Origin of the sequence: Janthinobacterium sp. EB271-G4-3-2, assembly GCF_020858035.1 — a bacterium.
GTDB classification, from domain to species: Bacteria; Pseudomonadota; Gammaproteobacteria; order Burkholderiales; family Burkholderiaceae_D; genus Janthinobacterium; species Janthinobacterium aestuarii.
This window is the reverse complement of record NZ_JACYMG010000004.1, coordinates 30,419-53,212: the sequence shown is the minus strand read 5'-3', so window position 1 is coordinate 53,212 and position 22,794 is coordinate 30,419. Positions and strand designations below refer to the sequence as shown.

Annotated in this window: 25 protein-coding genes; 12 read left to right on the top strand and 13 right to left on the bottom strand. The window is 64.6% G+C overall.

The window, feature by feature from the left end; genetic code table 11:
• Window positions 1–41 precede the first annotated feature (41 nt).
• The 3 genes from IGS55_RS10460 to IGS55_RS10450 form a co-directional block, all read right to left on the bottom strand.
• Entirely contained in the window at window positions 42–2,150 is a 2,109-nt protein-coding gene (locus IGS55_RS10460; RefSeq protein ID WP_230537198.1) for an EAL domain-containing protein, read from the bottom strand.
• 45 nt (window positions 2,151–2,195) lie between these two features.
• Window positions 2,196–2,627 carry an inner membrane protein YiaA gene (yiaA, locus tag IGS55_RS10455; RefSeq protein ID WP_230516834.1) on the bottom strand — a complete coding sequence of 144 codons (432 nt, stop codon included), beginning with the start codon at window positions 2,625–2,627 and terminating at the stop codon, window positions 2,196–2,198.
• Window positions 2,628–2,711: 84 nt separating this feature from the next.
• Window positions 2,712–3,659, bottom strand: a complete 948-nt coding sequence (locus IGS55_RS10450) for a DUF808 domain-containing protein (RefSeq protein WP_230516833.1) — start codon at window positions 3,657–3,659, stop codon at window positions 2,712–2,714.
• A gap of 192 nt (window positions 3,660–3,851) precedes the next feature.
• Here IGS55_RS10450 and IGS55_RS10445 point away from each other — a divergent pair, with 192 nt between their 5' ends.
• The 3 genes from IGS55_RS10445 (at window position 3,852) to IGS55_RS10435 (ending at window position 6,940) form a co-directional block, all read left to right on the top strand.
• The gene (locus IGS55_RS10445; RefSeq protein WP_230516832.1) at window positions 3,852–4,493 is read left to right on the top strand and encodes a LysE family transporter; all 642 of its coding nucleotides are present in this window, start codon (window positions 3,852–3,854) and stop codon (window positions 4,491–4,493) included.
• 100 nt (window positions 4,494–4,593) lie between these two features.
• On the top strand, window positions 4,594–6,327 hold the full coding sequence (locus IGS55_RS10440; RefSeq protein WP_230516831.1) for a FecR family protein: 1,734 nt from the start codon (window positions 4,594–4,596) through the stop codon (window positions 6,325–6,327).
• Window positions 6,328–6,643: 316 nt separating this feature from the next.
• Entirely contained in the window at window positions 6,644–6,940 is a 297-nt protein-coding gene (locus tag IGS55_RS10435) for a DUF493 family protein (RefSeq protein ID WP_034752493.1), read from the top strand.
• Here IGS55_RS10435 and gcvA read toward each other — a convergent pair.
• Window positions 6,933–7,838 (bottom strand): transcriptional regulator GcvA, encoded by a 906-nt coding sequence (gene gcvA / locus IGS55_RS10430; RefSeq protein ID WP_230516830.1) that lies wholly within the window; start codon window positions 7,836–7,838, stop codon window positions 6,933–6,935. The two genes, IGS55_RS10435 and gcvA, sit on opposite strands and share 8 nt — an antisense overlap.
• Window positions 7,839–7,948: 110 nt before the next feature.
• Between gcvA and yfcF the strand changes: the two genes are divergently transcribed.
• Window positions 7,949–8,587: a glutathione transferase gene (yfcF, locus tag IGS55_RS10425; protein ID WP_230516829.1), complete on the top strand. Its 639-nt coding sequence runs from the start codon at window positions 7,949–7,951 to the stop codon at window positions 8,585–8,587.
• On the opposite strand, the gene IGS55_RS10420 is transcribed toward yfcF, so the two are convergent.
• Complete coding sequence (locus tag IGS55_RS10420; protein WP_230516828.1) at window positions 8,538–9,746, bottom strand: multidrug effflux MFS transporter; 1,209 nt, start codon at window positions 9,744–9,746, stop codon at window positions 8,538–8,540. The genes yfcF and IGS55_RS10420 overlap by 50 nt on opposite strands.
• A 125-nt stretch (window positions 9,747–9,871) precedes the next feature.
• On the opposite strand from IGS55_RS10420, the gene pdxR reads away from it, so the two are divergent.
• The 6 genes from pdxR (at window position 9,872) to ung (ending at window position 14,601) form a co-directional block, all read left to right on the top strand.
• Window positions 9,872–11,344, top strand: coding sequence for a MocR-like pyridoxine biosynthesis transcription factor PdxR (gene pdxR, locus IGS55_RS10415; protein WP_230516827.1), 1,473 nt, complete (start codon window positions 9,872–9,874; stop codon window positions 11,342–11,344).
• Window positions 11,345–11,419: 75 nt separating this feature from the next.
• On the top strand, window positions 11,420–12,124 hold the full coding sequence (gene lipB, locus IGS55_RS10410; RefSeq protein ID WP_230516826.1) for a lipoyl(octanoyl) transferase LipB: 705 nt from the start codon (window positions 11,420–11,422) through the stop codon (window positions 12,122–12,124).
• A 38-nt stretch (window positions 12,125–12,162) separates the two neighbouring features.
• The gene (gene lipA, locus IGS55_RS10405) at window positions 12,163–13,170 is read left to right on the top strand and encodes a lipoyl synthase (protein WP_034752483.1); all 1,008 of its coding nucleotides are present in this window, start codon (window positions 12,163–12,165) and stop codon (window positions 13,168–13,170) included.
• Between the two features lie 122 nt (window positions 13,171–13,292).
• Window positions 13,293–13,562: a type II toxin-antitoxin system Phd/YefM family antitoxin gene (locus IGS55_RS10400; protein ID WP_070223351.1), complete on the top strand. Its 270-nt coding sequence runs from the start codon at window positions 13,293–13,295 to the stop codon at window positions 13,560–13,562.
• Window positions 13,543–13,848 carry a Txe/YoeB family addiction module toxin gene (locus IGS55_RS10395; protein WP_230516825.1) on the top strand — a complete coding sequence of 102 codons (306 nt, stop codon included), beginning with the start codon at window positions 13,543–13,545 and terminating at the stop codon, window positions 13,846–13,848. Before IGS55_RS10400 ends, IGS55_RS10395 begins: the two co-directional genes overlap by 20 nt.
• Window positions 13,849–13,938: 90 nt before the next feature.
• Window positions 13,939–14,601, top strand: a complete 663-nt coding sequence (gene ung, locus IGS55_RS10390) for a uracil-DNA glycosylase (protein ID WP_230516824.1) — start codon at window positions 13,939–13,941, stop codon at window positions 14,599–14,601.
• A 68-nt stretch (window positions 14,602–14,669) separates the two neighbouring features.
• Here the strand turns inward: ung and IGS55_RS10385 are convergent, their stop codons facing one another.
• Both IGS55_RS10385 and IGS55_RS10380 read right to left on the bottom strand, forming a co-directional pair.
• Window positions 14,670–16,826: a TonB-dependent receptor gene (locus tag IGS55_RS10385; protein WP_230516823.1), complete on the bottom strand. Its 2,157-nt coding sequence runs from the start codon at window positions 16,824–16,826 to the stop codon at window positions 14,670–14,672.
• A 90-nt stretch (window positions 16,827–16,916) separates the two neighbouring features.
• Window positions 16,917–17,261, bottom strand: a complete 345-nt coding sequence (locus tag IGS55_RS10380; protein ID WP_230516822.1) for a hypothetical protein — start codon at window positions 17,259–17,261, stop codon at window positions 16,917–16,919.
• A 155-nt stretch (window positions 17,262–17,416) separates the two neighbouring features.
• On the opposite strand from IGS55_RS10380, the gene IGS55_RS10375 reads away from it, so the two are divergent.
• Window positions 17,417–18,574, top strand: a complete 1,158-nt coding sequence (locus IGS55_RS10375; protein WP_230516821.1) for a PepSY-associated TM helix domain-containing protein — start codon at window positions 17,417–17,419, stop codon at window positions 18,572–18,574.
• A gap of 84 nt (window positions 18,575–18,658) precedes the next feature.
• Entirely contained in the window at window positions 18,659–19,081 is a 423-nt protein-coding gene (locus IGS55_RS10370; RefSeq protein WP_230516820.1) for a PaaI family thioesterase, read from the top strand.
• 46 nt (window positions 19,082–19,127) lie between these two features.
• Here the strand turns inward: IGS55_RS10370 and IGS55_RS10365 are convergent, their stop codons facing one another.
• The 6 genes from IGS55_RS10365 to IGS55_RS10340 form a co-directional block, all read right to left on the bottom strand.
• The gene (locus tag IGS55_RS10365; protein ID WP_230516819.1) at window positions 19,128–19,823 is read right to left on the bottom strand and encodes an anti-sigma factor; all 696 of its coding nucleotides are present in this window, start codon (window positions 19,821–19,823) and stop codon (window positions 19,128–19,130) included.
• Window positions 19,820–20,410 carry a sigma-70 family RNA polymerase sigma factor gene (locus IGS55_RS10360; protein WP_034752469.1) on the bottom strand — a complete coding sequence of 197 codons (591 nt, stop codon included), beginning with the start codon at window positions 20,408–20,410 and terminating at the stop codon, window positions 19,820–19,822. Before IGS55_RS10360 ends, IGS55_RS10365 begins: the two co-directional genes overlap by 4 nt.
• Window positions 20,411–20,495: 85 nt before the next feature.
• Window positions 20,496–21,017 carry a peroxiredoxin family protein gene (locus IGS55_RS10355; protein WP_034752467.1) on the bottom strand — a complete coding sequence of 174 codons (522 nt, stop codon included), beginning with the start codon at window positions 21,015–21,017 and terminating at the stop codon, window positions 20,496–20,498.
• Between the two features lie 82 nt (window positions 21,018–21,099).
• Complete coding sequence (locus IGS55_RS10350) at window positions 21,100–21,783, bottom strand: BON domain-containing protein (RefSeq protein WP_230516818.1); 684 nt, start codon at window positions 21,781–21,783, stop codon at window positions 21,100–21,102.
• Complete coding sequence (locus tag IGS55_RS10345) at window positions 21,776–22,372, bottom strand: phosphoheptose isomerase (protein ID WP_034752465.1); 597 nt, start codon at window positions 22,370–22,372, stop codon at window positions 21,776–21,778. Before IGS55_RS10345 ends, IGS55_RS10350 begins: the two co-directional genes overlap by 8 nt.
• Before the next feature lie 57 nt (window positions 22,373–22,429).
• Window positions 22,430–22,789 carry a YraN family protein gene (locus IGS55_RS10340; RefSeq protein WP_128140648.1) on the bottom strand — a complete coding sequence of 120 codons (360 nt, stop codon included), beginning with the start codon at window positions 22,787–22,789 and terminating at the stop codon, window positions 22,430–22,432.
• Between the last annotated feature and the right edge of the window lie 5 nt (window positions 22,790–22,794).

Here is a 22,794-nt window from a genome sequence, read left to right as displayed (position 1 = left end):
CAATGCGGCATTGTTTTAATGGTACTGGTTGCCGGCGGCGGCTAATCCACGCCCGCCGTCAGCGGCCGCAGGCTGCCCACGGCGTAGCCTTGCGCATAGTCGATGCCCAGTTCGCGGATGACGGCCAGGGTGGCCTCGTCTTCCACGTATTCGGCCACCGTTTGCAGGCCCATCACGTGGCCTACTTCATTGATGGCCTTGACCATGGCGCGGTTGATGGCGTTGCTGGCGATGTCGCGCACGAAGACGCCGTCGATCTTCAGGTAATCGACGGGCAGGGCCTTCAGGTAGCCGAACGAGGAAAAGCCGCTGCCGAAATCGTCGAGCGAGAAGCGGCAGCCCATGGCCTTGAGCTGGCGCATGAATATTTGCGCCTTGGGCAGGTTGGCGATGACGGCCGTTTCCGTGATTTCAAAACAGATTTGCTCGGGCGCGATCGCAAATTGCACGAACTGCTCGGTGATGTAGTCGTGCAAGCCGGCATCGGCCAGCGACATGCCCGACAGGTTGACGGAATACAGGGCCGGTGCGCGGCGCCGGCTTTCCGCCAGCGCCTCGAGCGGCGGCAGGCTGTCGCGCACGCTTTCGATGTGCGCGCAGACGGCGCGGATGACCCAGCGGTCGATGGGCAGCATCATGTCGTAGCGTTCGGCGGCGGGGATGAAGGCGCCGGGCAGTATCAGGTCGCCCTTGCTGTTGCGGATGCGGATCAGCACTTCGTCGTGGTGTTCCTCGCTGTCGTGCAGGTGCACGATGGGCATGGCGTACAGGCGGAAGTAATCGTGTGCGAACGCTTCGTTCAGACGCGAAATCCACAGCATTTCGCCGTGCCGCTGCGCCAGCATGACGTCCGATTCCTGGTAGACATGGATGCGGTTGCGGCCCTGTTCCTTGGCCAGGTAGCAAGCCTGGTCGGCGGCGCTCAGCAGCTCGCTCATGGACTTGCTGTCCTGGTTGATTTCCACGATGCCGATGCTCACGCCCAGTTCGAAGCTGCGGTTATCCCAGGCGAAGCGGAATTCGCGGATCGACTGGCGCAGCTGTTCGCCGATCTGGCGCGCGTGGTCGAGCGGACAGTGGGGCAGCAGCACGCCCAGTTCGTCGCCGCCCAGGCGCGCCAGGATGTCGCTGTCGCGCATGCGCCCCTGCAGCATCTTGGCCAGCAGCTGCAGCAGCACGTCGCCGGCGCCGTGGCCGCAGGTGTCGTTGATGACCTTGAACTGGTCCAGGTCCAGGTACAGCAGCGCATGCGCGTGGCCGTCCTGCTTGGCCGTGTGCAGGGCGCCGGCCACCAGGTGTTCGAATTCGCGCCGGTTGATCAGACCCGTCAGGGCGTCGTGCGTGGCTTGCCACGACAGTTGCTGGCTCAGCTTGCGTTCGTGGCTGACGTCGCGAAACACGACGACGGCGCCGAGGATCTCGCCGTCGCGCGACCAGATCGGCGCGGCCGACTCCTCGACGGCGATGCGCCGGCCGTCGCGCGTGATCAGTTGCGAGCGGGGGGAAATGCCGATGGCCTGGCGCTGTTGCAGGCAGCGCATGGCCACGTGCTCGAGCGTTTCGCCCGTGCGTTCGTCGACCAGCGGCATGGTCAGGCCGATGTCCAGGCCCCGCGCCATGTCGTTGCTCCAGCCCGTCAATTGCTCGGCCACCCGGTTCATATAGCGCGTCTTGCCCTGCGGATCGGTGGTGATGACGCCGTCGCCGATGGAGCTGAGCGTCACTTCGGCCAGTTCCTTGCGCTCGGCGATCATCAGCTCGCGCTCCATGTGCCCGGTGATATCCCAGATGATGCCCAGGGTGCGTTCGGGCTGGCCGGCGGCATCCAGGAAAATTTGCGCCTTGGCCGCCAGCCAGTGTTCGCTGCCGTCGGGCCAGACGACGCGGTATTCCAGGGCATAGCCTTCGCGCCGGCGCACACCCTCCTGCAGCACGGTCATGACCTTGTCGCGGTCGCCGGCGTGCACGCAGTCGAGAAAGGCGCGGAACGGCTGCGTCAGCGCACGTTCCTCCAGGCCCAGCAAGGTAGCGCCCTTGGCCGACCAGCTGACCGTGCCGTCGATGACCTGGCCATCGACGATGCGCGAATCCCAGATGGCCATGTGCGCCGCCTCCAGTGCCATCTGCAAACGTTTCTGCTGGTCGCCCATCATCCTCTCCCGACATGGATACGGGGATAGACGCGGCGGTGGCGTTTAAGTTCCCGGCACGTCCAGCGGCGCGAGCGGCGTGGCGCGCGCCACGTCGCGCACGTTCTTTTGCACGGCCACGGCGGCGAACAGGCTCAGTAAAAACGCCATGGCATAGAAACCCTTTTCGCTGTTTTGCAGGGTGGCGTTCCACAGGCCCACAGTCAGCAGCAGCAAGGCCAGCAGCACGGAAATCCAGCACAGGCCAAAGTAAATGCCCGTCACGGCGATGCCCTCGGCGCGGTCGCGCACGGACTTTTGCAGCGAGATGGCGGCGAACAGGCCGTACATGAGGATCGTGAAGTAATAGCCCTTCTCGTTGAGGGCCATGCTGGCGTTCCACAGGCCGGACAGGTAAGTGACGATGCCGATCAGCAATGCCGCCCAGGAGGCGCCGATAAAGGCGCTGCTGGGGCGTGGGGCGGGGGATGTCTGCATAGGGTCTCCATGGGCAGCAGGCGCCGCCGGCATGGCCGGGGCGGCAGGCACGGATGCGCCTGCCGCCCCATCAGACCAGAAAGTTTATTTGCCTGATTTGACCATGCGCAATAAAGCCGACACGGCGGTGACACCGGCCAGCACCAGGCCGCCGGCGATGAGGCCGGCCACCGCATTGATCAGGCTGGGCGTGACGGCGGCCAGCACGGGGCCGATGCCGGCCACGCTGGCCACCGCTTCTTCCGCATGGTGCAGCATGGCGCTGGCCCACGGCCAGCCGTGCGTCAGGATGCCGCCGCCGACCATGAACATGGCCAGGGTGCCCACGATGGACAGGAATTTCATCAGTTTCGGCGCCGCCGACACGAGCATGCGGCCAAAGCCGCGCACGCCATTCATCAGCGCGCCGGCGCCCTTGCGCGCCGCCAGGTAAAAGCCCGCGTCGTCGAGCTTGACGATGCCGGCCACCAGGCCATAGACGCCCACCGTCATGAGGAGGGCGATGCCGACGACGACGGCCACCTGCTCGGCGAAGGTGGCCGCGGCCACCGTGCCCAGCGCGATGACGATGATTTCCGCCGACAAAATGAAGTCGGTGCGGATGGCGCCCTTGATCTTGTCCTTTTCCAGCGCCACGAGGTCCACCTGCGGGTCGCGCAGCGCCTGCGCCAGCTCGGCCTTGTGGCTGTCGTCCGGGTGCAGGTATTTGTGGGCGATCTTTTCGAAGCCCTCGAAGCACAGGTAGGCGCCGCCCACCATCAAGAGCGGCGTGATGGCCCACGGCGCAAACGCGCTGATGGCCAGCGCGGCGGGCACGAGGATGGCCTTGTTCTTCAGCGAACCGACGGCGACGGCCCAGACGACGGGCAACTCGCGCTCGGCGCGCACGCCGGCCACTTGCTGCGCGTTCAGCGCCAGGTCGTCGCCGAGCACGCCGGCCGTCTTCTTGGCGGCCACCTTGGTCATCAGGGAAACGTCATCGAGGATGCTGGCGATGTCGTCGAGCAGGGCCAACAGGCTGGAGCCGGCCATCTCAGCGCGCTCCCATGGCGGTGGCAGGGAATCGTGGAGCGAGGAAAGTGTTGTTTTTCATGATGTTATTCTTGGTTGTACGGCAAGGGATGGCCCAGGTAAGGCGTGACTGCGATCTTACCTCAGGGCGGGCCGGCAAGGCCGCACTGACCGGGTTAAAATTGTTGATCGCCACCATTTTTTGGAAACCGCATGCCCTTCGCCACCTGGATCACCTTTGTCATCGCCGCCTCCATCATCGCCGTCTCGCCCGGCTCGGGCGCCGTGCTGTCGATGTCGCACGGCCTGTCGTACGGGGTGAAAAAGGCCAGCGCGACGATTCTCGGCCTGCAACTGGGGCTGCTGGTGGTGCTCGGTATCGCCGGCGCCGGCGTGGGCTCGCTGCTGCTGGCCTCGGAAGTGGGGTTCAATATCGTCAAGACGGTGGGCGCCTTGTACCTGATCTACCTGGGCCTGTCGCAGTGGCGCGCCAAGGTGGCCGTCACGGGCGACCTGCATGCCGACGCCGTGGTGCCATCCATGGGCCGGCGCGTGCTGACGGGCTTTCTGACCAATGTGACGAATCCGAAAGGCATCATTTTCATGGTGGCGGTATTGCCGCAATTTATCAGCCCGGCAGCGCCGCTGCTGCCGCAGCTGCTGATCCTGGCCGTCACCATGTGCACGATCGATCAGATCGTCATGCACAGCTACGCCTTCCTGGCTTCCTCGATGCAGCGCTTTTTCCGCGACGCGCGCGCCGTGAAAAAGCAGAACCGTTTCTTTGGCGGCTTGCTGATGGCCGTGGGCGCCGCCCTGTTCTTCGTCAAGCGCGGCAGCCAGGCGGCATCCTGAACCAGATCAACATGCAAACATTTGTAAGCCCGCTTGCGATGCCCGCACTATGGGGATGTAATCGGTACATGTCCTTGTAAGTCCTGCCTGGAGCGCTGCCATGCGTCCGACCCTGTCTTTCCCCTTCCTCAACACCGTGTGCGCCGTGCTGCTGTCGTCGGCGTGCTCGCTGGCCTTGGCCGAGGATCCGCCCGCGCGCGTGGGGCGCATTTCCACCGTCGAAGGGCAGGTGCTGGTGCGCGCCGGCGATGGCGACGCGCAAAACGCCCTGTTGAACTGGCCCGTCACGACGGATAACCGCTTGACCACCCTGCGCGGCGCGCTGGCCGAATTTCGCGTGGGCGCCGCCGCCGTGCGCCTTGATGGCGATTCCGAGCTGGAAGTGAGCGAACTCGATGACGACAGTTTCAAGCTGCACCTATTCCATGGCACGGTCAGCGTGCGCGTGCGCAACCCCGATGCGTTGCGCGGCTTCGAACTGAGCACGGCCCAGGCCCGCGTGATCCTGACCCAGCCGGGCTGGGTGCGCATCGAGGCGGGGCGCCAGCCCGGTGCCAGCGTCGTCAGCGTGCTTGACGGCGAGGCCGACGTGGATGGCGCGACGGGCGGCGTGACCTTGCGTGCCGGCAAGCGCGCCGAGCTGACGGACGAGGAGCTGCGCACGGGCGCCTTGCAGCGGATCGCCTTCGACGACTGGCCCGAAGCCTTGCCCGCCGCCGCGCCGGCCTTGCGCTATGTCACCGACGATACCACCGGCTATGAAGAGCTGGACCGCTACGGCGCCTGGCAGGACAACGAGGAATACGGCCCCCTGTGGCTGCCGAGCAGCGTGCCGGCCGGCTGGGTGCCGTACAGCGACGGGCGCTGGACGTGGATCGCGCCGTGGGGCTGGACCTGGGTCGACAATGCGCCGTGGGGTTATGCGCCCTCGCACTACGGCCGCTGGGTGCTGCTGGGCCACCGCTGGGGCTGGGCCCCGGGCCGCGAACGTGGCCGCGTGCCCTGGGCGCCGGCGCTGGTGGGCTGGGTCGGCGGCACGCATGGACCACATAACGGGCCACATCGTGGCCAGCGCCCCGGCGTCGGCTGGTTTCCTTTGTCGCCGCACGAGCGCTACGTGCCCGGCTACCGCGCCAGCGCCGAGTATGAACGCCGCATCAACCGGATGGCCGAAGGGCGCCGCCCCGTGGCGGGCGAGCGCGAACGGCGCGAAGGCATGACGATGCTGCCGGGCGAGCGTTTTGGCGGCTCGCGCACGGTCGACGTGCCGCGCCGCAACCGCACGACCATGCCGCCGCCCGTCATGCAAAGCTTGCCGTTGAGCACGGCGCCCGCGCCGGCCGGCAACTGGCAGCGTCCCGTCGAGCCGAGGGAGCCCCGGCGCGACGGGGTCAACCGTCCCGGCCGCTTGCAGACGGACGATGGCCTGACGCACATGGCGCCGCGTCCCATGCAGCCGAACCGGCCGCCCGTGCCGGCCCAGCCGCCGGTGCCGCAACAGCCCCTGATGCCGGCGATGCCGGCCTTGCCGCCCGTGCAAGATCATGTGGCCCGCCCCGGGTGGCGCGGCGAGGAGCGGCCCCGCGCCGACTGGCACCGCGCCGAGCGTGGCCCCCGCCGCGAAGCGTTGCAGACGGCGCCGCCTGTCTTGCCTGCCCCGCCTCCCGTGGCCCAGCCGCGGCCCGCGCCGCCGATGCCGGCCCCAGCCGCCCGTCCGTCCCAGGAAGCGCGCGGTGCCGAGCGCGCCAATCCGCCGCGTGAGCGCAACCATGAGCGTAACAACGAGCGCGGCGGTCCCGGCCGCAATGGCCGGATGCAGGAAGTGGAGCGCTGACGGCCGTGCCGTCTGTCGCGCCGTATCGACGTTCAAGCCGCGAAATGCGCAGTTCGTCACATACCGGAGGTAAAGCCGCCGTCGTTTGTCTACAGTACGACCACTGCTTATCCTCCAAGTGACAGCATCGACTTTTCCGGCTATTTTGTCCAAACGAAATAGTTTTCGCCAGCTTACAAAGCTGGCTTTTTTTTTGCCTTGCCGTCTGCGCCATGGCGGCCGGCGCAGCCGCCCGCAAAGTTGGCTACAATACGCTTTTATGCAGCCGCCGCGCGATAAGCGCTGCCTGTTCTGACCGGCACTGATTGGATTTCCCATGCAAACGACCCCACCGACCGAAGTGACGATTCCTCCCAGCGAATCGCTGATCGAATACCCGAGCGACTTTCCCATCAAGATCATGGGCCCGACGCATGTCGACTTCGCGCCGACCATGCTCGAGCTGGTCATCAGCCACGATCCGACTTTCCACGCAGGCCGCATGGAAGAGCGCCCATCGGGCAAGGGCAATTACACGGGCCTGACCGTCACCGTGCGCGCCATCAGCCGCGAGCAGCTCGACGCCCTGTACACGGCGCTGTCGGGCCACCCAATGGTCAAGATCGTCATGTAAGCAAGGTCGGCGCTTCGCGTGCCTGGAAGGCGGCGATTTCTTCGCCCAGCCAGGTACGGAAGGCGCGCACCGGCTCGCGCCGCGCCGCAGCGGGCGGGCTGACCAGGTAATACGCGTCGGCGCAGGGCACGGCCATGTCGAACAGGCGCACCAGCCGCCCCGCCGCCACCTCCTGCAACGCCACCACATGGCGCACCAGCGCCACGCCGTCGCCATCGATGGCTGAGCGTATCAGCATCGACAAATCCTCGTACAGCACGCCGCCCACGGGCTCGGCCAATGGCAAGCCGGCCTCCGCCAGCCATGGCCGCCACGGTTCGAGCGAGCGCAGCAAGGTTGCGTGCGCCAGTTCGCCCGGCGTGGCCGGCAAATTGCCGCCCCGGTACCGGGGACTGCAGACGGGGTAATACACGTCGCCCATCAGCGGCTGCACCAGCAAGCCCGGATAATGGCCGCGGCCGAAGCGGATGCCCACGTCGATGCCTTCGCTTTCCAGATCCTGCAAGGCGCCGCTCGTTTGCAGCACCACTTCGATGCCGGGATGGCGTTCGATGAAATGCCCGAGGCGCGGCGCCAGCCAGCGCGCCGCGAATGAGGGAATCGCCGTAATCGTCAGCCGCGTATTGGCGGGCGCGGGCCGCAGCGCTTGCGCCGCCGTGGCGATCTCCGTAAAAGCCTTGCCCAGCACCAGCGCAAATTGCCGCCCCTGCGGCGTGACCGTCACGTGGCGGCCGTTGCGCAGGAATAGCAGCAAGCCCAGTTCCTCTTCCAGCTTGCGCACCTGGTGACTGATGGCGCCGTGCGTCAGGTGCAGTTCCTCGGCCGCGCGCGAAAAATTGCCATGGCGGGCGGCCGCCTCGAAGGCGCGCAATGCTGAAAAATTGGGCAGTCTGGACATGGAGTTTGATGTGAATAAAAGTAACCAGAATGTCGAATATAACTCGTTTTGTCCGCCACGTGCCGCGCTTTATGATGAATCCTGTTCACTTATCCACAGGAAGGCCCGCCATGTCCCTCATTCTGTATGTCGACCGCAACCGCATCAGCCCGTATGCCCTGTCCGCCTTTGTCGCCCTGAGCGAAAAGCGGCTTCCCTTCACCGTGCGGGACGTCGACCTGGACGCGGGCGCGGCGCGCCAGCCGCCGTTCAGCAACTTCAGCCTGACGCAGCGCGTGCCGGCCATCGAGCATGACGGGTTTATTCTGACGGAATCGAACGCCATCGCCGACTACCTCGACGACGTCTTTGCCGCGCCCGACTATCCATCCGTGCTGCCGCGCGACGTGCGCCAGCGGGCGCGGGCGCGGCAGGTGCAGGCGTGGCTGCGCAGCGACCTGCTGGCGCTGCGCAACGAGTGCGATTCCACCGTCGTGTTCCACCCGCCCCGTTCCGACCATGCGCCGCTGTCGCCGGCGGCGCAAGCCGCCGCCGCCAAGCTGCTGCAGATCGCGGGCGAACTCGTGCACGGTGACTACCTGGCTGGCGCCTGGAGCATCGCCGACACGGACCTGGCCCTGATGCTGCTGCGTTTGATCAAGAGCGGCGAGCCGGTGCCGCCTGCGCTGCACGGCTATGCGCTGGCCCAGTGGCAGCGCGCTAGCGTGCAGCAGTGGCTGGCGCAGGTGCCGTTGCCGCAACTGGCTTAGTCAGCCGCCACACGAGGGCAAAGGCCGCGCTGGCCGCCGCCGTCACCCACAGCAGCGGCTTTTCGCTGCCGTCCGTGATGGCGGCGATGACGGCGCCGCAAACGGCCGTGATGAGCATCTGCACGAAGAAGAACAGGCCCGAGGCGCTGCCCGCCTGGTCGCCATACGGCTGCAGCACGGCCAGCTGGCAGGCGGGAATCGCCATGCCCACCGACACCATCACCAGCAGCATGGGCGCCACCAGCGATGCCACGTGCCGCGGTGCCAACGTACCCGCCAGCAAGAGGCTGGCCGCGCCCGCCACATTGATCAGCACCGCCACGCCCAGCATGTAATCGGCGCCCAGGCGCGGTCCCAGCGCGCGAAACAGGCTCGATCCGGCGATATAGCCGCTGACCGTCAGCGCGAACACCAGCGCATATGCGTGCGGCGACAGATGCATGCCCCTTTGCAACAGCACGGACGATTCCGCGATGAACGGGAAATACGTGCAATACACGCAGCCGATGGCCAGCGCATAGCGCAGGAAATACGCATCGCCCAGCAGGCGGCGGTACAGGGCCAGGGTATTACCCTGTGGCGCGACGCTGGCCGGCCTGGTTTCCGGCACATACGCGGCGATCAGCCCCAGCGACAGCGCCCCCAGCAGGCACAGCACGCCAAACACGGCGCGCCAGCCGAATGCCGCGTCGAGCACGCTGCCGGCCAGCGGCGCGAGGATAGGCGACAAACCCATCACCATCGAAATTTTCCCCAGCATGCGCGCCTGCGTGACGGGATCGAAGCGGTCGCGCACCATGACCCGGCCGATGATGGTGCCGCTGCAGCCGCCGAACGCCTGCAGCACGCGCGCGGCGATCAGCACGTGGACGTCGCTGGTCACGGTGCAGACGATGCTGGCGAGCACAAAAATGCCCGTGCCGGCCAGCAGCACGGGACGGCGTCCGTAACGGTCGGCCAGCGGCCCGCAAGCGAGCATCGAGGCGGCCGAGCCGGCCATGAACAGGCTCAAGGTCAGTTGCAACTGCGCATCGCTGGCATGCAGGGCGTCGGCCATGGCCGGCAGCGAAGGCAAATAGATGTCGATGCTGATGCGCGACAGGCAGACCAGGAGCAGCACGATGCCGCCCCAGGCCCATACAGCGATGTGTTTCTGCATTGTTGTACTCGATCCATACAAGCGTGCACCCCGCTGGCGCACCGGAACGGTGAGAGTAGGATGGTTGTGGTGTAATGCGAAGTGCCACTCATCAGAAAACTCATTGGACCACTTGGACGATTATCATGCCGCGAGGAAAATCACCGCACGCCCTGGACTTGCCTCGCCCGACCAGCTGGCTCGACAAGGAAGGCGTCAACAAGCAGGATGGCGCGTATGAAGCGCTGCGCTCGGCCATCCTGACGAAGATGCTGCCGGCGGGCAGCCGTTTGCCGTCCAGCCGTACCCTGGCCGAACGGTGGGAGTTGTCGCGCGGCACCATCGAAACCGTGTTCGACCGCCTGCACGCGGAAGCGTATGTGACGCGCGTGCCCGGCTCCGGCACGCGCGTGTGCGCCGTCGTGCCGGAGCGCTTCTTGATGGCAGGCTTTGGCGATGCCGCTCCGGCCACGCTGGCTGTGGCGCCGGCGCCCGCATCGGACACGGGCGTGCGCGACGGCTTGCCGTTTGTTGCGCGGCGCGCCGACGCCAGCCTGTTTCCCATGGCCGCCTGGTCCAAGTGCGCCACGCGGGCGCTGGCCGCCGTCACGCCGGAGCAGCTGTGCAGCGCCGAGCCGGCCGGCCTGCCCCAGCTGCGCCAGCAGATCGCCGACTTCCTCGCCAAATACCGCGGCATCCGCTGCGACCCGCAGGATATCGTCGTCACGACCGGCATCCGCCACGCGATCGATTTGCTGGCGCGCGGCATCGTGCGCGAGGGCGATAAAGTTTGCCTGGAAGAACCGGGCTACCCGGCCGCGCGCGCCCTGTTCGCGCTCGCGGGCGCCGTGCCGGTGGATATTGCCGTCGATACCGAGGGCATCGATTGCGCCGCCCTGGCCGCGCACGCGGACGCCTGCCTCGCGTATGTGACGCCGGCGCACCAGTCGCCGCTGGGCGTGACCATGTCCGTCACGCGCCGCCTGGCCTTGCTGGAATGGGCGAACGACCACGGCGCCTGGGTGGTGGAAGACGATTACGACAGCGAATTCAATTACCACAGCGCGCCGTTGGCGGCCCTGAAGGCGCTGGACCAGTACCAGCGCGTGATTTACTGTGGCAGTTTTAATAAAACCCTGTTTGCCGGCCTGCGCGTGGGCTTCATGGTGCTGCCGCCCGCTCTGCGCCCGCAGTTGCTGCGCATCGTGCAGTTGACGGGCCGTTCCGTGGGCGTGACGGAACAGCTGGCGCTGGCCGCCTGGATCGAGGAAGGCGCTTTCGTGCGCCATTTGCGCCAGGCGCGGCTGGCCTACAAGGAGCGGCGCGACCTGTTGCTGGCCTGCCTCGAGCAGATTGCCCCCGGCCGCTACACGGTCACGGGACAGCAGGCGGGTTTCCATTGCGTGCTGTGGCTGCCGCCAGACAGCGATGAACGGGTGTTTTGCGCGCGCGCCGCGCAGGAAGGGCTGGCGCTGCAGCCGCTTGGTGATTTTTGCCACAGCGCCAGGATGGCGCCGGCCGTGCTGCTCGGTTATACGGCCTTGAGCCTGGCCCAGGTGCGCCATGCTGCACAAAAATTGGGCAGGTTGCTGCTGCCGCCTGCGCCTGCGGCTGAATGAAACGGCGGCCTGGCTTATAATCACGGCTTTGCCGCAGCGTCCGCAGGGCGCCGGCAGCTGATTACAGAACCCGTCATGACCACCACCCGCACCGAAACGGCGCTGATCCGCGAACTGGGCCGCGTCGATTACGAGCCCACCTTTGCCGCCATGCGCGCCTTTACCGACGCGCGCACGACGGACACGCGCGACGAACTGTGGATCGTCGAGCATCCGCCCGTATTTACGTTGGGCCTGGCGGCCGACCGCGGCCATCTGCTGGCTGGCGCGGACGCGATTCCCGTGGTGCAGACGGACCGGGGCGGCGAAGTGACGTTCCACGGTCCCGGCCAGGTGGTGATTTACCTGCTGATGGACTTGCGCCGCAACAAGCCGGGCGGCAAGCTGTATGCGCGCCAGTTCGTGCATAAAATCGAGCAAGCCATCATCAACGTGCTGGCGGCGTATAATCTCGCTGGCGAGCGCATCGATGGCGCGCCTGGCATCTATATTGCCGGCGGACCAGACAAGGGTGCGAAGATCGCCGCGCTGGGCTTGAAAGTGCGCGGCAACGGCTGCACCTACCATGGCGTATCGCTCAACGTGGCGATGGACCTGGCGCCGTTTTCCTGGATTAACCCTTGCGGCTATTCCGGTCTGAAGACGGTGGACATGCGCAGCATGGGCGTGGTGGCGCCGCTGGCCGAAGTGCAGCGGGCCCTGGCCCATGAATTGACCGTATTACTCGATGTAAGCGAAGCAAACAGCGCCGCAGGCGCGCCTCAGGCAGCGGATGCCTGAGCAAACAAACCAACATTGCCCGTCAAGGGCTTGCAGCCATGACTTCTGAGACCATTTCCAGCACCGCCCCCGCCGCTCCCGCCTACAACCCGAGCGAAAAGCAAAAAGGCGCCAGCAAGACGTCGCGCATCCCGATCAAGATCATTCCGATCGAGCAAGTCGAGCGCCTGAAAAAGCCGGACTGGATCCGCGTCAAGGCCGCCTCGGCATCGACCCGTTTCTATGAAATCAAGGACATCCTGCGCGAAAACAAGCTGGTGACCGTGTGCGAAGAAGCCAGCTGCCCGAACATCGGCGAGTGCTTCGGCAAGGGCACGGCCACCTTCATGATCATGGGCGACAAGTGCACGCGCCGCTGCCCGTTCTGCGACGTCGGCCACGGCCGTCCTGATCCGCTGGACAAGGAAGAGCCGGCCAACCTGTCGAAAACCATCGCCAAGCTGCGCCTGAACTACGTCGTCATCACCTCCGTCGACCGCGATGACTTGCGCGACGGCGGCGCCGGCCATTTCGTCGAGTGCATCCAGCAAACGCGCGCCCTGTCGCCGAACACCCGCATCGAAGTGCTGGTACCGGACTTCCGCGGCCGCCTGGAAAAAGCGTTGTTGTTGTTCAAGGATGGCTTGCCTGACGTCATGAACCACAACCTGGAAACGGCGCCGCGCCTGTACAAGGAAGCGCGTCCCGGTTCCGACTACATGCACTCGCTGAAACTGCTGAAGGACTTCAAGGCCATGTACCCGGACGTGAAGACCAAGTCCGGCATCATGGTGGGCCTGGGCGAGACGGACGAGGAAATCCTGCAAGTGATGCGCGACATGCGCGAGCACGACATCGACATGCTGACCATCGGCCAGTACCTGGCGCCATCGAACAGCCACCTGCCCGTGCGCCGCTACGTGCACCCGGACGTGTTTAAAATGTTCGAAGAGGAAGCGTACAAGATGGGCTTCACCCACGCGGCCGTGGGCGCCATGGTGCGCAGCTCGTACCATGCGGATGAACAGGCGCACAGCGCCGGCGTGGAATCGGCGCTGAATTTCTAAGCACCTTGCGCCGTATCAAAAACCGTCCGCTTTAGCCGGGCGGTTTTTTTTGCCTGATTGAAGCGATGTACAACATCCTGTACAATTATTGGCAAGTACTTTCCATGGAGCGGTGGCACGGCATGAATATCCTGACTTTCAGCGAGGCGCGCGCGGGCCTGAAAAGCGTGATGGACGACGTTTGCAACGACCATACGCCCACCGTGATCACGCGCGTGAATGGCGAACACGTGGTGATGCTGTCCTTGTCGGACTACAACAGCATCGAGGAAACCCTGTATTTGCTGGGCACGGCCAAGAATGCCAGCCGCCTGATGGCGTCCGTGGCGCAGATCAAGGCGGGCAAGGCGCAGCCACGAGCATTGGCGCGGCATGAAAAACCGGAAGACTGAAAACAAACGGCAGGCGCGCGCCGCCGTGCTGGCCTGGACCGATCATGCCTGGGAGGATTATTTGTTCTGGCAAGAGAACGACTTGAAAATCCTGCAAAAAATCAACGACTTGCTCGATGAGTGCCTGGTCGACCCGTTCAAGGGCACGGGCAAGCCGGAACCGCTGAAAGGCGACCTGACGGGTTTCTGGTCGCGCCGCATCGACCGCCAGCACCGGCTCGTGTATCTGCCCGACGCGGGCGGCATCTACGTGGCCGCCTGCCGTTATCGCTATGACGACAAATAGCCATTGCCCAGCCGTACCGTAACGCGGTAGCGGACGTGACGCGGCTATACTGATCAATGATGTTTTAAAAACATGATTGACGGGGGAGCCATGGACGTACGCATCGACGCATCGTGGAAGGCGCGGCTGGAGGAGGAGTTTGCCCAGCCCTACTGGGAACGCCTGGCCGCCTTCGTGAAGGAAGAGTACGCGGCGGGGCCGTGTTTTCCTCCCGGTAAATACATTTTTCGCGCCTTCGACCTGACGCCGTTCGAGCAAGTCAAAGTCGTGATCCTGGGGCAAGACCCGTATCACACGCCGGGCGCCGCCATGGGGCTGTGCTTTTCGATTCCCGAAGGCACGCCGCCGCAGCCTAGCCTGCAGAATATCTTCAAGGAATTACTGAGCGACGTGGGCGTGGTGCGCACGCGCACGGATTTGTCCGATTGGGCCGAGCAAGGCGTGTTCTTGCTCAACAGCGTGCTGACGGTGCGCGCCGGCGCGGCCGGTTCGCATGCGGCCAAGGGATGGGAAAAGCTGACGGACAGCGCCATCCGCCACCTGTCCGCCGAGCGCGAGCACCTCGTGTTCATCCTGTGGGGCGGCTATGCGCAAGCCAAGCGCACCCTGATCGATCCCGGCAAGCACCTGGTGCTGACGGCGCCGCACCCATCTCCCTTGTCGGCCAGCAAAGGTTTCTTTGGCAGCAAGCCGTTCAGCCAGGCCAACGCGTATTTGCAGGCGCATGGGCAGGCACCCATCACCTGGGGATAAGTCATGACACAGTACGGCAACCGACAGCGGCAGGCGTTGCTCCCTGCCGCTGTCTTCGCGCGTAACTTTTAGAAGCTTGTCGACAGGCCTGCGTAGAAACTGCGGCGGGCGCCGTATTGCGGCGCTCCCACGCCCACGCCGGAACCGTCGCGCAGCAGGTACGACTTGTCGAACAGGTTGATCAGGGCCAGCCGTCCTTCCACCTTGCCCACGGGCGTGTTCTTCCACGTGTGCGTGAGCGCCGTGTTGACGGTGAAGTAACTGGGCAGATGGCCGGAATTCGGTGCGCCGCCGTCCGGTGTCATGCGCAGGCCGCTGCCGTACAGGAAGTCAGCGCTCACTTGCGAGTCGCCAAAGTGATAGTGGCCGCCGCCCGACAGCGTGTATTTCTGGTCATGATCGAGGTAGACATAGTGGCTACTGATGTAGTTCAACTCATCGGCGCCAAACAGGGCTTGCCCCGAATTGATGTTGCGGCCCTGGGCCTTTTGCGTGCTGGCGTTGAGGAACAGGCCCCAGTTTTTCTCGCTGTAGATGGCCGACAGCTCCAGGCCCTTGGCGTAGCCGTCCGCATAGTTGAACGGCGTCAAGATCAATGCCTGGCCGAACTGGCCTTCGTCGAGCAAGTTGTTGATCTTTTTATAGTACACATCGGCCGTCACAGTCAGTTTTGCATTGACCTGGTGGCTGATGCCGATATCGTAGTAATGCGTGCGCTCGGCCTTGACGTTGTCGGACCGGCCGATTTCCGGCGCATTCGTCGTGTTCGCATACAGGTCGATGCTGGCCTGCGCCGCCAGTTCCTGCGGCGGCGGCGTGAAGTAGCGCGAATAGCCGGCGTGCAGGGCCGTGCCCGGCGCGATCTGGTAAGCGAGGTTGACGCGCGGGCTCCATTGCTGCTCGCTCGTGTAGGCCGAGACCTTGTCGAAGCGGGCGCCATAGTTCAGGGTCAAAGGCTTGCTGATATGCCATTCATCCTGCAGGTAAAAGCTGGCCAGGGTGCCCGTCTTGCCGCTGTTGTCCAGCACCGTAATGGGCGTGGTGGACGTTTGCGCGCCATCGATCGCCGGGAAGACGGCCACCGTGTTGTCGCTCGTCGTCTTCTGGCGCGTGTAGGCCAGGCCCGCGCGCACGGTGTGGTCCTGGTGCAACTTGTAGCTGATGTCGAACTGGGCACCGGAAGCGCTGTTCGCGCGGCGCGAGTCCGAGGCCACGCCGTTGTAGATCAGGTCGCCAATGGCATCGGGCGTGAAGTGCAGTTCCGAATACTGGTGGAAGGCCGACACCTGGTAATTGACGTCGCCCAGGCTCTTTTGCAGCGACAGCACGAGAAAACGGTTCACTTCGCGCTGGTTTTCATTGAGCTGCGATGAAGGGATGCTGGACGTGCCCGCCTGCGCATCGCTGTGGCCGGCCAGCGAGAAGCCCGGCGCCTGGTCCGGGTTGTTCGGAATCTGGAAGCGGCCGTTATACGTGCCGAACATGGCGCCCAGGCGCGTGTTGTCATCAAGGAAATACGACAGGCTGCCGAACGATTTGTTCTGGCGCGTCTTGTCGTGCAGGGCGCTGCGCGTGGCTTGCGGGTTTTCCACGCCCAGCGCATTGCCCAGGTAGCTGCCGGACAGGTAGTAATTGAACTTGCCGACGCTGCCGAAAAATTCGGCACTTGGCTCCACGTGGTCGTGGCTGCCGACCATGATGCCGATGCGCCCGCCCGGCATCATGCCGCCCTCCTTCGTTTCAATATCGACAATGCCCGCCGTGCGCAGGCCGAACTGGGCCGGCAAGGCGCCCGTCATGAAATCCGTTTTGTCGATCAAGCGCGTGTCGATCGACTGGCCGAAGCCGGTGATGCTTTCCGGCAGTTGCACGCCATTGATGCGGTATTGCACGTTGGCATGGTCGTCGCGCACGTGCAAGGCGCCCGAGCCCTTCGAGTCCTGCGACACGCCCGGCAGGCGCAGCAGTACTTCATTGAACGGCGTGTTGTCGCCCTGGCCCAGCATGTCGACCATGTGGCTGTCGATGCTGTAGATGGTGGTGCCCACTTTCGGCGACAGCTCGATGCGCGCGCTTTTCAGGTGGGCGGACGTGACTTCGACCTTTTGCATGTCTTGCGGTGCGGTATCGGCACTGGCTTCGGCAGGCTCGGCGGCATGGGCGGAAACGGTAAACAGGCTGGCAAGGGCGAGCGACAGCGCGCTCAGGCGTGGTGTGTGTTGCATGATGAACCTCAAAATAGTCAACGCCAGGCGGCCCGGCGCGCATGATCGCGCGACAAGGGGCAGCCTGAAAAAGGAAAAACAGCGTGGGAACTACAGTGAGGCGGCAGGCGGGCCGCGCACGGGCGGCAGGATCAGGGCGGCGACGGGCGCCAGGGTGGCGGGCGCGATGGCCAGCAGGCGGTACGGCAATAACTGGGCGGGCGGCTCGCTGATGGCCGGCGGCACGGCGAGATCGGCCACCTTGTCGATGGCCGTGGCGCACAGCGCGCACTCTTCCGCGTCGAGCGACGTCTTGTGCAGGTGCGAGGCGGCCGTCGACAGCAGGAACACGAGGGCCAGCGCACTGAACAGCGCCACGCACAGCCGCCATGGCGTGCGCGCGAGGGCGGCGGCACCATGATGAGCAAGCTTGCGGGCGGGCTGGCGGGAAGACATGGGCGCATAGTAGCAAGAAAATCGTCCCGTTGTCAGCGCTTGTTGCAATTGATTTGCGCTGCGCGGGCACGACAGCATGCCAGCTGATAATGATTTTCACTCCGGGCCTTTCATGCTATCGTTTCGCAGCCCAAAATTCCCCGAGTCGCCTTCCCATGTCCAAACGCCCGATCAAGTGGTTGTTCGCCAAGCTGCACCTGTATGCGGGCCTGTGGTTCGGTGCCCTGTTCGTCCTGCTGGGCTTGACGGGCTCCGCCATCGCCTGGATGCCGGAGCTCGACGCGTATCTGAATCCGAATTTGTTGCAGGCGAGCACGCCCGCGCCCGGCCAGGTGTTCCAGGTGACGCCGCGCACGCTGCAAGCGGTGGTCGATGGACTCACGGCCGATCCCGCCTACGGCAAGCCGGCCCAGCTCAATCCGCCCGCCGATGCGCTCGACGTGTACGTGGCCTCGTACCGGCAAGCCGGCAAACCGTCGCCTTTCAGCCAGGCCATCGTGCGCCAGGTGATGGTCGACCCCTACACCCTGCAAGTCAAAGGCGAGCGCGACTGGGGGCGTTTCGGCCTCACGCGCCCGTTGCTGATGTCGGGCATGTTTCATCTGCACCGCTATTTATTGTCGGGCGAAGTGGGCAAGACCATCACGGGCATCTCGGGCGTGATGCTGCTGCTGATGGCCTTGAGCGGCATCTATCTGTGGTGGCCGCGCCTGCAGTGGACGGCCATCAAGCGCGCGCTGACGGTGTCGCATGGCGGTTCCTGGCCCCGCTTCAACTACACGTTTCACAAGGCGGCCGGCTTCTTTGCCGCGCCCGTGCTGGCCGTACTCGCCTTTTCCGGCATTTATTTCAATTTGCCGCAATTGGTCGTGCCGCTGGTGGAGCTCGTCTCGACGGCGCCGGACAAGGCCAAACTGAAAAATCTGCGGCAGGACGGCGACTTGCTCGATGCGGGCCAGGCCATGGCCGCGGCGCAACAGCTGTATCCGCAGGCGCGCGTGTCGCGCATCGTGCTGCCGGCCAGCAAGGACCAGCCGTATGACGTGCGCGTGCGCCAGCCCGGCGAGATCGCCGAGGGCGACGGCGCCACGCGCATCACCCTGGATGCGCGCAGTGGCTTGCCCCTGCGCATACGCGATCCCTTGCGGGCGCCGGCCGGAGACGTCTTCCTGGGCTGGCAATTCCCCCTGCACTCGGGCCAGGCGTTTGGCGTGGCCGGGCGCAGTTTTATTACCGCCTTCGGCCTGATGCCGCTGCTGTTCCTGCTGACGGGGACGCTGGTGTGGTGGAAACGGCGGCGCGGCCGGAAATAAGCGGTCGCCAGACCGTTGCCGGGAAAATTGCTATCATCATAGTATTTTCCGGCGTATCCCCGACTCACCCGCACAAGGACCAGCATGAGCAATCCCGAGATCACCGTAGCAATGTTGAATGAACGCGGCACCGGCCGCCTGCCCGGCCACCTGGGCATCGTCATCACGGAAGTGGGCGACGGCCAGCTGACGGCGGAATTGCCCGTGCTGGCGCATTTGCTGGCGCCGAACGGCTACCTGCATGCGGGCAGCGTGGTGACCCTGGCCGACACGGCTTCCGGCTACGGCTGCATCGTCAACCTGCCCGAAGGCGCCAGCAATTTCACGACCATCGAACTGAAATCGAACCACCTGGGCACGGCCCGCGAAGGCACGCTCACCTGCACGGCCAAGGTCGAGCACAAGGGCCGCAACACGCAAGTGTGGGATGCCGTAGTGAAAAGCAAGGAAACGGGCAAGACCATCGCCCTGTTCCGCTGCACGCAGATGATTTTGTATCCGAAATAGGCCGGTAGGTCGGGTTAGCAGCAGCGCTGCGTAACCCGACATTTCCTTATAGCCTGACCCAGTTACCTTTATACAAGATCGGCCCCGTCGGTCCGTCCGGATTCGGCGAACCGCCCTTCGGCTCCAGCGTGACGGCCAGCAAGGCCACGTCGTTGCCGATGGCACGTTCGGACAAGGCCAGTTTCACGTTGCCCTTGTCGGCCAATAAACCCAGGGAGCGCGGGTTGCCGCTCTTCGGCACGGCCCACAGTTCCAGATCCTTGTCGCTCGGCACGGGTGCGTTGCCCACCATGCGCACCTCGAGCGCGCCGTGGCGGCTGTCGGCCGTCAGCAGCAGGGCCGTTTGCGCTTTCTCGTCCGTCAGGCTGGCCACATAGCTGATCTGCGGCGCGTCCATCATGCGCGTGGCCACGACGATCACCAGCAGCGCGGCGATGGCGCTCGAGGCCATGCCCAGCGAACGCCAGAACGACAGCGAATCGCGGAACCACGACCAGCCGCCCTGCGGCGCCAGGTGCAAGCGCTGCTCGATCTGCTGCCACACGCGCTTGGGCGGCGCCACGGGCGTGGCAAATTCGGCCATCGGTTCCAGGCGCTGGCGCCATTCGGCCGTGATATTGCGCAAGTCGGCGTCGTTGTGCAGCCAGCCTTCGAAACGCCGGCGCGCGCCCCCTTTCAGCGTGCCCAGCACGTATTCGGACGCCAGTTTCTGGCGCAGGGTGTCATTGCCGCGGATATTCATGATGCCTCCCGTTTCGCCAGACACGTGCGCAGCCGTTCCAGGCTGCGGCGTATCCAGGTCTTCACGGTGCCGATCGGCAGCGACATCTGCTGCGCCACTTCGCTGTGCGACAGGTCGTGATAGAACGCCAGGGCGACCACCTGCCGGTGCAGCCCTTCCAGGGCCGACATGCAAAACGCCAGCGCCTTGGCGTCACCGCTCAGTTGCAGCGATTCGATCGGCGTGGCCTGGGGGTCTCGGAGTGCATTCATGACTTCGCTATCAAACTGTTCGGCATCGATTTCCACGGTATCGTCGCTGCGCCGCAGCACATCGAACGCCTTGTTGCGCACGATGGTGGCCATCCAGGTCATCGGCGCCGCCAGATGGCTTTGATACGTGGCGGCGTTGTTCCAGATGGCGACGAAACCCTCTTGCAAGGCTTCTTCAGCGAGCTCTTGCTTATGCAATATACGCAGCGCGAAGCCAAACAGTTTCGATGAGGTGGAGTTATATAACTGGCGGAACGCGGTGGCGTCCTTGTTGCCGGTGGCAAGCAGCCAGGTTTTCAGTTGCTGCGGGTCGAGCGATTGAGCGGCTAGGGGCACGGCTGGCCTTCACAAGGTGAGTGGGATCACGCCTGGGAAGGTTATAACGGTTTGGCAACACTTGGCAACAAGGTTTTGTGCGGTGTTATCCCGCGATGGCCGTCTCGAGCAGCTTGTGCAGTTCCGCGAATTCCGGCTTGCCCACGTAGCGCTTGAGGATCTTGCCCTGCTTGTCGAGCACGAAGGTGGTGGGCGTGAGGGCCACGTCGCCGTAGGCCTTGGCCGCTTCGCCCGTGACGTCGAGCGCCACCTTGAACGGCAGCTGGCGCGTTTCGGCGAAGTTCAGCACGTAGTTGGCCGGATCGTATTTCATGGCCACGGCCACGAATTCCAGTCCCTGCCCCTTGTACTTGTTGTAGGTGTCGACCATGTCCGGCATTTCCGCCACGCAGGTGGTGCACGAGGTGGCCCAGAAATTGACCATCACGACCTTGCCGCGCAGGCTGGCCGACGTGATTTTCTCGCCATGGATGCCGTGGAAGGTCACGTCCGGCGCGCTTTGCTTGTCATTGAGCGACAGATAAGCGGCGGCGGCCACGCCCGCCACGAAGACGGCGATCAGGGCTGGCTTGACCCAGGACTTGCTTGCGGATGGCGAAGTTGACATGGTTTTTACTTGAAAAGCGCGGCGATGCGGCCATTATAGCCATATCGCCGCATCAAAGCCGTAGGTCAAACGGAGGAGGCGTTTATTGCTGCGCCGTGTCGCCAGTGCTGGTGGTGCGTGCTGGCGCCGGATCGGGCTGCAACTGCTTCAGTTCCGATTCCGAAATGTAGTCGAACAGCTTGACCACTTTCTGCACGCCGCCCACGCCGCGCGCCACGTCGGCCGCGACCGTGCCTTCGCGCTGGGTGACCCGGCCCATCAGGAAGACGGTGGCGTTTTCCGTGACGACCTTGAACGAGGCGGCCGAGATGGTTTTCATGTCGACCAGGCTGGCCTTGACCTTGGTGGTGATCAGCGCGTCGTTCGAGCGCGAGGTGTAGCTGGCCGGACCGGCGATGATCAATTCATTGGCCACCGATTCCACGCCTTCGATATTGCGCACTTCGCGCTCGACGGCATTTTTCATCGCCTCGTCGCGCACTTCGCCCGTCAGCAGGACGCGGCGGTTGAAGCTGGTGACGTTCACATGGCCCATGTCGCCGGTGATGGAGGGGATGCGCGACTCGCCTTTGACGGCGATCGACTTGTCTTCGGTCTGGGCGCCCAGGGTGCGGCGGTCCGCTGCGGCAACGCCGCCCATCACCGCGCCGCCGACCATCAGTTCGATGCAGCCGGTGAGCGAGGTGAGCATGGCGCCGCACAGCAGTGCGGTGGCCAGCGGGCGTTGTACGCGTTTCCAGCCTGGGCCAGTACCGAATTTAGTCATTCACGTCTCCTCCGAATAGCGCGACGTCGATGCCGTCGCAGATGCAATGTATGGTGGTCAGGTGGACTTCCTGGATGCGCGCCGTGCGCTCGGCCGGCACGCAGATATGCACGTCGGCGTCCGTCAGCATCTTGCCGATGGCGCCGCCGTCCTTGCCCGTCAGCGCCACGACGCGCATTTCGCGCTCGAGCGCCGCTTCCACGGCGGCCATCACGTTGGCCGAATTGCCCGACGTGGAGATGGCCAGCAAGATGTCGCCGGCCTGGCCGAAGGCCTGCACCTGCTTCGAGAAAATCTCGCGGTAGCTGTAGTCGTTGGCCACGGCCGTCAGGATCGACGTATCCGTCGTCAGCGCCAGGGCCGGCAGCGGAAAGCGTTCGCGTTCGAAGCGCCCCACCAGCTCGGCTGCGAAATGCTGGCAGTCGGCGGCGGAACCGCCGTTGCCGCAGGCGAGAATCTTGTTGCCGTTGGACAATGCATAAAACATCAGGTCGATCGCCTGCGCAATCGGTTGCGCCAGTACGGTGGCTGCCTGGATCTTGAGTTCGGCACTTTCGTGGAAGTGCGAGAGGATGCGTTGATTATTCATAGTCTGCCGATTATAGTGCAGGCGCGCGGCGTGGCGGACAAGCACTGTTAAAAATGCTTACATATCGAGGATGTTCTTCAGCCAGCTGATGCGCCCGCCATCGATGGCCAGCGCGTCGAAACGGCAGGGCGGCACGGTTTTTTGCCCCAGCAGCCAGGTTTGCGCGGCCACGACCATGCGCCGCTGCTTGGCTGGCGTGATGCTGGCCAGGGCGCCGCCGAAGGCTGCACTGCTGCGTAGCCGCACTTCGACGAAGACGACCGACGCGCCATCGCGCATGATCAGGTCCAGCTCGCCGCCCTTGCACAGATAGTTACGTTCTAGCAGCACCAGGCCTTGCAGCAGCAGATACGCGAGCGCATCGTCTTCCCCTTGCCGTCCCCGTGCCTGTTTATTCTGGAAAGGCAGGGGTGGCATGGCGT

Excerpts from the sequence above, each read along its gene's own strand:
- IGS55_RS10460 (WP_230537198.1), bottom strand. The coding sequence starts at position 2,150 with ATGGGCGACCAGCAGAAACGTTTGCAGATGGCACTGGAGGCGGCGCAC.
- IGS55_RS10420 (WP_230516828.1), bottom strand. The coding sequence starts at position 9,746 with ATGCAGAAACACATCGCTGTATGGGCCTGGGGCGGCATCGTGCTGCTC.
- IGS55_RS10435 (WP_034752493.1), top strand. The coding sequence starts at position 6,644 with ATGCAAACGACCCCACCGACCGAAGTGACGATTCCTCCCAGCGAATCG.
- IGS55_RS10450 (WP_230516833.1), bottom strand. The coding sequence starts at position 3,659 with ATGGCCGGCTCCAGCCTGTTGGCCCTGCTCGACGACATCGCCAGCATC.
- IGS55_RS10385 (WP_230516823.1), bottom strand. The coding sequence starts at position 16,826 with ATGCAACACACACCACGCCTGAGCGCGCTGTCGCTCGCCCTTGCCAGC.
- IGS55_RS10445 (WP_230516832.1), top strand. The coding sequence starts at position 3,852 with ATGCCCTTCGCCACCTGGATCACCTTTGTCATCGCCGCCTCCATCATC.
- pdxR (WP_230516827.1), top strand. The coding sequence starts at position 9,872 with ATGCCGCGAGGAAAATCACCGCACGCCCTGGACTTGCCTCGCCCGACC.
- IGS55_RS10370 (WP_230516820.1), top strand. The coding sequence starts at position 18,659 with ATGAGCAATCCCGAGATCACCGTAGCAATGTTGAATGAACGCGGCACC.
- IGS55_RS10355 (WP_034752467.1), bottom strand. The coding sequence starts at position 21,017 with ATGTCAACTTCGCCATCCGCAAGCAAGTCCTGGGTCAAGCCAGCCCTG.
- yfcF (WP_230516829.1), top strand. The coding sequence starts at position 7,949 with ATGTCCCTCATTCTGTATGTCGACCGCAACCGCATCAGCCCGTATGCC.
- lipA (WP_034752483.1), top strand. The coding sequence starts at position 12,163 with ATGACTTCTGAGACCATTTCCAGCACCGCCCCCGCCGCTCCCGCCTAC.
- IGS55_RS10345 (WP_034752465.1), bottom strand. The coding sequence starts at position 22,372 with ATGAATAATCAACGCATCCTCTCGCACTTCCACGAAAGTGCCGAACTC.
- yiaA (WP_230516834.1), bottom strand. The coding sequence starts at position 2,627 with ATGCAGACATCCCCCGCCCCACGCCCCAGCAGCGCCTTTATCGGCGCC.
- IGS55_RS10375 (WP_230516821.1), top strand. The coding sequence starts at position 17,417 with ATGTCCAAACGCCCGATCAAGTGGTTGTTCGCCAAGCTGCACCTGTAT.
- IGS55_RS10365 (WP_230516819.1), bottom strand. The coding sequence starts at position 19,823 with ATGAATATCCGCGGCAATGACACCCTGCGCCAGAAACTGGCGTCCGAA.
- lipB (WP_230516826.1), top strand. The coding sequence starts at position 11,420 with ATGACCACCACCCGCACCGAAACGGCGCTGATCCGCGAACTGGGCCGC.
- IGS55_RS10380 (WP_230516822.1), bottom strand. The coding sequence starts at position 17,261 with ATGTCTTCCCGCCAGCCCGCCCGCAAGCTTGCTCATCATGGTGCCGCC.
- IGS55_RS10340 (WP_128140648.1), bottom strand. The coding sequence starts at position 22,789 with ATGCCACCCCTGCCTTTCCAGAATAAACAGGCACGGGGACGGCAAGGG.
- ung (WP_230516824.1), top strand. The coding sequence starts at position 13,939 with ATGGACGTACGCATCGACGCATCGTGGAAGGCGCGGCTGGAGGAGGAG.
- IGS55_RS10395 (WP_230516825.1), top strand. The coding sequence starts at position 13,543 with ATGAAAAACCGGAAGACTGAAAACAAACGGCAGGCGCGCGCCGCCGTG.
- IGS55_RS10440 (WP_230516831.1), top strand. The coding sequence starts at position 4,594 with ATGCGTCCGACCCTGTCTTTCCCCTTCCTCAACACCGTGTGCGCCGTG.
- gcvA (WP_230516830.1), bottom strand. The coding sequence starts at position 7,838 with ATGTCCAGACTGCCCAATTTTTCAGCATTGCGCGCCTTCGAGGCGGCC.
- IGS55_RS10350 (WP_230516818.1), bottom strand. The coding sequence starts at position 21,783 with ATGACTAAATTCGGTACTGGCCCAGGCTGGAAACGCGTACAACGCCCG.
- IGS55_RS10400 (WP_070223351.1), top strand. The coding sequence starts at position 13,293 with ATGAATATCCTGACTTTCAGCGAGGCGCGCGCGGGCCTGAAAAGCGTG.